This is a genomic window from Roseibium sp. (assembly GCF_025698965.1).
Lineage (GTDB): Bacteria > Pseudomonadota > Alphaproteobacteria > Rhizobiales > Stappiaceae > Roseibium.
Map to the genome: position 1 here is coordinate 1 of NZ_JAILWL010000339.1, position 7,204 is coordinate 7,204.

Genomic DNA, 7,204 nt, shown 5'->3' on the forward strand with positions numbered 1-7,204 from the left:
TGCTTCCAATGCTTTTTCGTCTGTCAGAAGGGTCGAATTTGGGAAAACCTCCATACAGGCAGTCCCGTTCATTTCCTCATTGACGCGATCAGAAAGCAGTGATGCAGCAATACCTTTAGGATGCTTGTTCGCATTTGTGACATGACTGAATTTGATGACTATTTCGCCTGGATCACACTCAGCTGCTGACACAGTGGTCATTGCAGTAAACGAAACGAGACAAGCCAGAGCACGAATTGTGTTCTTCATATTTTCCTCCCAAAAATTTTCGTCAAGGTGACGATTTGGAAAGAAAGAGGTTCGCCTTAGGATCGGTCAAACAAATCTTGCAGCTTTAAATTGTTTCATTATTTTTCAATTACTTACGAGGCATCTTTGAATGCATTGGACAACTTTTTCTGGGTTTTCAGAATTATATATTGACTTTTTTCCGATAATTCAGAATTTTTCTACAGATGTTAAGCAAGATTTTTTTCACGTTGAATCTGTTGATTTTGGTGGCGAGTGTCGGTGTGGGGGTTTGGGCGTCTGCATATAAATCCGCACTTGGAGAATTAGATAGAAGCGGACAAGAAAACCTTTCGCAAGCAGTTGACCAGTTTCGCGCTTACATCTCCACGGCGCGCGTACTCCCAACCCTAATTGCACGAAATTCAACCGTCATTGATAGCGTCCAACGCGGCGAATTCGATGAGGAACTTCTTGAATACTTAACGCTCGCTCACGAGCTGGGGAACGCTTTTGAAGTGAGAATATTAAACAAAAGCGGCATTGAACTGCTTTCTACTGCACGTGACGACACTTTAGTACGTAGAAGCGATAAAAATTATTTCCAAACAGCTATGAGTGGAGCGCTCGGGGTCGCGATTAGTTATGATGACCATGGCGAAACGCGGACTCTGACTTATGCTCGATCGATTATCAACAGTAAAGATCAACAGATCGGAGCAGTAGTTGTTGACGTCAACCTGGAACGCTTGGAGACAGAGTTCCGTGCACGCTCCGATGTATTTCTGCTGCTGGACAAAAATGAGACGGTCATCTTCAGCAACCGAAATGAACTGCTGTTTCGCAGGCTTGTAGCTCGAAGCAGCAATCCTGACGAGATTTCTCGGTCAGCCTCATTCCCAATCGGAATGCTTGCAGATCTGGTAGTGGACGAAGACAGATTCGGCCCGATAGACCTTTGGCGCAATTTACCGGAAGCTCCTTCACCGGCCCCACTGATCGTCAACAAGCAACAAATACTGTCGCTGGCGCTGGAAGCGATACTCTTAGTCGACAGTCAGACTGCTTCCAAAACTGCAAACAAAATCGTTTGGCTCTATCTGGTAATCATAGCCTTGATGATCACGCTGACACTGGCGATCTACCAAAGGCGCAAACATCTTGTTGAACGTCTGAAGGCGAACCAGAAGCTAAATGACGAGTTGGATCGCCGTGTAACCTTAAAGAACAAGGAACTGGAGCAGGCTCAAAGCCAACTGATCCAGGCGGCGAAATTGTCGGCGCTTGGAAAGATGTCTGCCGGGATTAGCCACGAGCTGAACCAACCAATCTCGTCAATTCAGAACTTTGCGGTGAACGCAACACGGTTCTTGAACGTAGGCAAAGTGAACCAGACGCTAGAGAATTTGGTAGACATCGAAGAACAAACTGTCCGTATGTCCCGAATAATCAAAAATCTAAGGAACTTTGCACGCAGCGACAGTCGTCCGACTACGGTCGTCTCAATTTCCAAAGTAATCGAATCTGCCGCACAAATGTCCGATCATCGGTTGCAACAAGAAGCTGTTGTATTGTCTCTTCCGAATATTGCAAAAGATATCTTCGTAATAGGCGGTGAGGTACGGCTGCAGCAGGTTCTCATCAATCTGATATCCAATGCCATTGATGCGCTCGCCCACCAAAACGAAAAACACATAGACATCGAGCTCGACGAATCGAATCGTGATGTCACCCTTCAGATAAGCGACAACGGGCCAGGCCTGTTGGATCCTGATCGCGTATTTGAGCCATTTTATACTACCAAGTCAGGTCCCACCGACGACGGCTTGGGTTTGGGCCTCTCTATTTCCTACGGCTTCGTTGAAAGTTTTGGCGGCACCTTGAGAGCAAGCAATTTAGCCACGGGAGGCGCGTTGTTTACGCTCTCATTACCGAAATTCGAGAAACAAAAATCGAAAAATGAATAACACGGTACTTTTAGTAGAAGATGATCCGGTCTTGCGCCGCTCGATTGCTCAATCACTATTCTTTGAAAGAATCGAAGTGATCGAGGCCGGCGCCTATGTCGTTGCAAAAGACCATGTCTCAAAAGATCTTGATGGTGTCATTCTGACCGACATACGAATGGAGGGAAAAGACGGGTTTGAGTTGTTGAAATTTGCCCAGGAAGTTGACCCGGAATTGCCCGTCATAATGTTGACAGGTGAAGGTGATGTTCCAATGGCGATCCACGCGATCCGCAACGGAGCATTTGAATTTCTCGAAAAGCCGTGCCACCCAGACAAACTTTTGCGGGTATTGCGGCAGGCTCTAAAGCACAGAGAATTGGTCCTGCAAAATCGGGAACTGCAGGAAAAGCTAACGCGACGCGACGCTGCTGCTATCAAGTTCCCTGGGAAATCACTGGTAATTCGTCTCTTCAGGGATGAACTGCGCAAACTTTCAAAACTGCCGGTCAACATTCACCTCTGGGGTGAAGCGGGGGCTGGAAGGTTCCTTGCAGCGAAGTGTTTATGCGAATTGAGCAGTCAATCAAACAAGGTCACCGACTGCAACCTGAGGGACTGCGATGCATCCCTCTTTGATAGCCTATCCAACCTGGATACGCCGCATTGCGCCATATTCAAGAATATTGAAACTGCGAGCCCGAACCAGCAGGAACTTCTAGCTGCTCTCATAGACAAGAAACCGAACTTCCGTGTTGTTACGACTTCCTCAAGCTCGATTGAAGACATCCCGGATGAGCAGCTTTGCAGATCCCTGTTTTTCCACATGAGTGTCGCACAACTCGAAGTTCCGGCTCTCCGCAAGCGACCTGAAGATGTTCTGCCTGTGTTTCAAAGTATGTTGCAGCAGCAGGCAGAAGCCATGCAGCAACCCGTTCCCGAATTGTCGAGCGAAAAAATCGCCGCGATTACAGAACGCATGTGGAACGGGAACTTGGCGGAGTTGCGTCAATATGCACAAAGGGTTCTTCTTGACTTGGACAATGACGATGCCGCCAACGATCCTGTCGGCTTAAGTGATCGATTAAACGCCTACGAGAAGACGATACTCATTGACACGCTTAGGCGTCATAAGGGTAAGACTGCTGCGGTGGCCTCAGAATTGGCGATCCCACTCAAAACACTATACGATCGACTTAGCCGACATGGCTTAAAAAGCAGTCGATTTCGAGATTAAAGGTTTTTGTCTGACATGGCGGCATGCCGATTGAAGTATAGCCACCTCACGTTCGATGAATGGTGTAGGAACGAACGCTACGGCATAGGCATGCGCCGCTGACTTGCATTGTGAAAGCCTAGCAGATGGTGCTCAGATGCGTTACGAAGCTCGCGCGTAATGTGGCTTTCCATTTAATTCTAAGAATCGAGCACCAACGATTTCAGTCACTTGAGCGAGCAGGTAATTTGAGAATGGGCAGTTAATTTGATAATCCGGCTTGGCTTTTGTCACTTAATGTGAGAATGACGGTCGCGATGTTTTCCTCGCAAGCCTGCCATGAACGATCGGTTCCCTGACGAGATTGACGAAGCGCTTTGGGATGAAGCCTGCCGACGGGCAGATGCGATCCGCAGCTTCCTGAAGCGCAACCCTGACGGTGCGACCGCCGCAGACGTTTCCCGGCTCGCTGTCGAGATGGATGTCAGCCAGGCGACGGCCGGTAAAGCTGTTCCGCGCCGGCGGGACCGTTCTGTCTCTGGTCGATCGTAAGCGTGGACGGCCGGAGGGTCATCGTACGCTGGACGAAAAGCGGGAGGAGATCGTTGGCACGACTATCAAAAAGTTCTACCTGAAGCGAACACGACCGACGATCTCGCAGTTGGCCGCATCGGAAGGTTTGTTCGTAGGATCCCGCTAAGGCGGAACAATATGGGAACTTCTGAACGCCGGATGAATTTCACCCAAACGTCATAAACTAACCTAATCCCCGTTTGGCCCGTAGCGTTGATCTGACTTCCCCTTGGGAAGATCAGGGCTGATTTGCAGGTCAGACGGCGAAGCCGCCTGTTACTGCTGCCCGCCACCATTGCGGTCATTCGATTTTAGAGATTGAATTCACAGATCGCGGACAAAACAGACCTTCGCAGCTTTCGCGCGAAGGTCTGCTGTCAGTTTCAGGAGCTAACTTGCTTATGTCACAAAGGGAGCAAATGGGATGCGTTCTCGATGTGCAGCCTTAGCCACAAGTTCATCCACGGCGGCACGAAAATGAGGCGAAGCGTTGTGGGCATCCCATCCTGAAGCGTCTTCGTATATTTCATAGACAAAGAACTGCGCCGGATCCTCGAGGGATCTGTAAGGCATGAAGAACTTCATTCCCGGTTCCGCCATTGACGGACCAACCAAGCTCTGAAGGATTTCGGCTATAGCGTCGACCTCTCCGTCTTTTGCCGTGATCCTGACCATAACCACAAAACCAGTATTAAGGTTTTGTGCTGCCGAATTGTCATCGTAAGTTCCCATGCGCTCACCCCCGATCTGTCAGAAGCCGAAGGCCAGCAAGGCCCAAAAACGTGCCAAGTGCACCTTGAATGACACGGCGCGCTCGCCCGTAGATGCGAACCATTGTGGGGGTTGAGAAAGCCAAAGCATATAGGAGGTGGATTGCCACGGACAGGATGAACGTGCCACCCACAATCGCTCCAGCAATCCAGAGTGGCGCACCCGGTGCAAGACCAAGCGAGATAATTGCGATCCATGCCAGGGCCGCTTTCGGGTTGGTCATTTGGATAATGTACCCGCGCCTGGCATAGCCCCAAGAGGTTCGACGACCACCAGCCAATTCATTTGCGTCGATATCGTGGGATGATGCCGCAGAACGAAACGATTTGTAGGCGAGCCACAATAGGTAGAGACCGCCAAACACTTTGATTATGAGAATGGCAGAAGCGTAGGTTGCAAGCAGGGCAGAAAGACCAATAGCGGTCAGCATTGCCCACGTGAGAGTGCCTGTCGCCACGCCCATTGCAAGTGCCATGCCGGAGCGACGACTTACGGCCATAGAAGTTCCGATCACGGCGAGGACGTTCGGACCGGGACTTGCGATAGCCATCAAAAATGCACAGTAGGACAGCAGAACTCCGGCTAGGTAAGGTGAAATGTTTTCCATGAATGCAGCCTCACTTTGGAACAGGAATGTTCGCATTATGTTCTTGATGCGATATTTTGCAAGGGGTTGTTTTCTAACCGGATAGAAGCCATTCATCCATGTCGCAGCATAAAGTAGTTCGGGCTCATTTGTTGAATTCGCCGCGCCCTGAACGAACGGCGGCTTCTTGATCTGGATCAGAAATGCATGACGTTTGGGTCAGTACTGAATGACGAGGTGCACTGATAAGATCCAGAAAGTCGATAGTATCGAGTCATAGGTTCGCGAGGTTCCACAGGAGGAACGGCTATGGCTGGCCTGTTTCCTTGACCAACCGGTAAGCCGTTGATCTCGCGATACCGAGCTGTTTGGCGGCATGCCCGGCGGTCATTCCGGCTTGGACGAGGTCTTGCAACGCCAAGACGGTTTCTGCTTCAAGAGGCGGGCGTCCTGGTTTTCGGCCCCGCGCTCTGGCGACCTCAATGCCGTCTTTTGTGCGCTCAGAGATCAGGCGTCGCTCGAAATGAGCGATGGCTCCGAAGACATGGAACACCAGTTCTCCTGCGGCAGATGTCGTGTCGATCCGCTCCTCGAGGCTGATCAGGTTGATCTCCCTGGCCTTGAGGTCGTCGACGGTTTCCAGAAGCTCCTTGAGCGAGCGTCCCAATCGATCAAGGCGGATCACGGCGAGGGTGTCGTTGGGGCGAGCCTGATCTAGTAGGGCTGCTAGCCCAGGCCGCTTGAACGTTTTGCCGGAGATCACGTCTTCGAACACGCGAATGGCACCGTGCTTCAGCAGCCGATCTTTCTGGCCGGACAGATCTTGATCGGAGGTCGAGACCCTTGCGTATCCGAGGATGTCGCCAATGCGCGGCATGGTGTCTCCAAAACGACCGTTTTAGAGGCAGGGTCGTGAGCCACCGGATAATCGAAATTCTGACCACGAAAACTGTCTCATTATTCGTCTTTATATTATGCGATGTCTCAAAATGATCAACACCATTATGAGGACACATACATGGCAAGACGCTCCCTGCTGACCGCGAAGACCCGCCACCAGCTGTTTGGTATCCCCGAAGATCCTGAGCAGCTGACCCGCTTATACACCCTGACCCGGGAAGATCATGACCTGATCCGCACGCGACGCCGGGATGAAAACCGTCTTGGCCTCGCAGTACATGTCGCGCTGCTCAGACATCCTGGTCAAGGATGGATGTATGGAACTGTTCTTCCCAGACCATTCATAGCGTGGCTGGCGGAGCAACTGGCTGTGTCGGGCACCGATCTGACGGCGTATGTCCACCACCGCAAAACCAGATCAGTTCATCACCTGACTGCAATGAACCATCTCGGACTTCGCCCGTTTCAGGCTGGCAATATGGATGCGGCCTCATCATTGGCACACGAGGCGGCTTTTGCAACGGACCACGGGTTGGATATACTGCACGCTCTATGCGCGGGATTGCGTGAACAGCAACTGGTCTTACCGAGTACGGATACGTTGGAGCGTCTGGCCTTGAAAGGCCGCGCTGCGGCCCGGCGGCACGCCGCAACCAGTATTGTTGACGCGCTGAGTGTGGATCAACGGGCAACATTGCAGGAATTGTTGATCAATGATCCGGGGCTTGGCCAGTCACGTTTGACCTGGCTACGCGGCTACCCGCACTCCACCAGTCCAGCCAGCATGCATGCTTTGCTTGCACGCATACGCTATCTCCGGGAGTTGGATCTTCCGAATGATTTGGGCCACGACATCCATCCCGCAAGGTTGGTCAAGTTCGCAAAGGAAGGTGCTGTGGCCCCTCTTAGCTTGCTGAATGATTTTGGAGAACGCCGCCGCATTGCGACCGTTGCCGCCCAGCTTATGGACCTACAGATTAATTT

General features: G+C 51.1%; 7 protein-coding genes and 1 pseudogene. 4 read left to right on the top strand and 4 right to left on the bottom strand.

The genetic code is table 11. The features are described 5' to 3' along the window. Positions 1-249, bottom strand: a pseudogene (locus K5905_RS23000) (C4-dicarboxylate ABC transporter); the annotation flags it as partial. Between the two features lie 206 nt (positions 250-455). On the opposite strand from K5905_RS23000, the gene K5905_RS23005 reads away from it, so the two are divergent. The 3 genes from K5905_RS23005 to K5905_RS23015 all read left to right on the top strand — a co-directional run bounded on the left by K5905_RS23005 (position 456) and on the right by K5905_RS23015 (position 3,942). Then, complete coding sequence (locus K5905_RS23005; protein WP_297588236.1) at positions 456-2,195, top strand: ATP-binding protein; 1,740 nt, start codon at positions 456-458, stop codon at positions 2,193-2,195. Next, a complete protein-coding gene (locus tag K5905_RS23010) occupies positions 2,188-3,411 on the top strand; it encodes a response regulator (protein WP_297588238.1) in 1,224 nt (407 codons plus the stop codon). Before K5905_RS23005 ends, K5905_RS23010 begins: the two co-directional genes overlap by 8 nt. Positions 3,412-3,729: 318 nt before the next feature. Beyond that, positions 3,730-3,942 (top strand): hypothetical protein, encoded by a 213-nt coding sequence (locus K5905_RS23015; protein ID WP_297588240.1) that lies wholly within the window; start codon positions 3,730-3,732, stop codon positions 3,940-3,942. A 420-nt stretch (positions 3,943-4,362) separates the two neighbouring features. Here the strand turns inward: K5905_RS23015 and K5905_RS23020 are convergent, their stop codons facing one another. From K5905_RS23020 to K5905_RS23030, 3 genes are all read right to left on the bottom strand, one after another. Continuing rightward, complete coding sequence (locus K5905_RS23020; RefSeq protein WP_297588242.1) at positions 4,363-4,695, bottom strand: putative quinol monooxygenase; 333 nt, start codon at positions 4,693-4,695, stop codon at positions 4,363-4,365. 4 nt (positions 4,696-4,699) lie between these two features. Beyond that, the gene (locus K5905_RS23025) at positions 4,700-5,341 is read right to left on the bottom strand and encodes a LysE family transporter (protein ID WP_297588244.1); all 642 of its coding nucleotides are present in this window, start codon (positions 5,339-5,341) and stop codon (positions 4,700-4,702) included. 286 nt (positions 5,342-5,627) lie between these two features. Continuing rightward, the gene (locus K5905_RS23030) at positions 5,628-6,188 is read right to left on the bottom strand and encodes a recombinase family protein (RefSeq protein WP_297588249.1); all 561 of its coding nucleotides are present in this window, start codon (positions 6,186-6,188) and stop codon (positions 5,628-5,630) included. A gap of 150 nt (positions 6,189-6,338) precedes the next feature. On the opposite strand from K5905_RS23030, the gene K5905_RS23035 reads away from it, so the two are divergent. Continuing rightward, positions 6,339-7,204, top strand: an 866-nt coding sequence (locus tag K5905_RS23035; RefSeq protein ID WP_297588247.1) for a DUF4158 domain-containing protein, incomplete at its 3' end; no start/stop codon positions are given.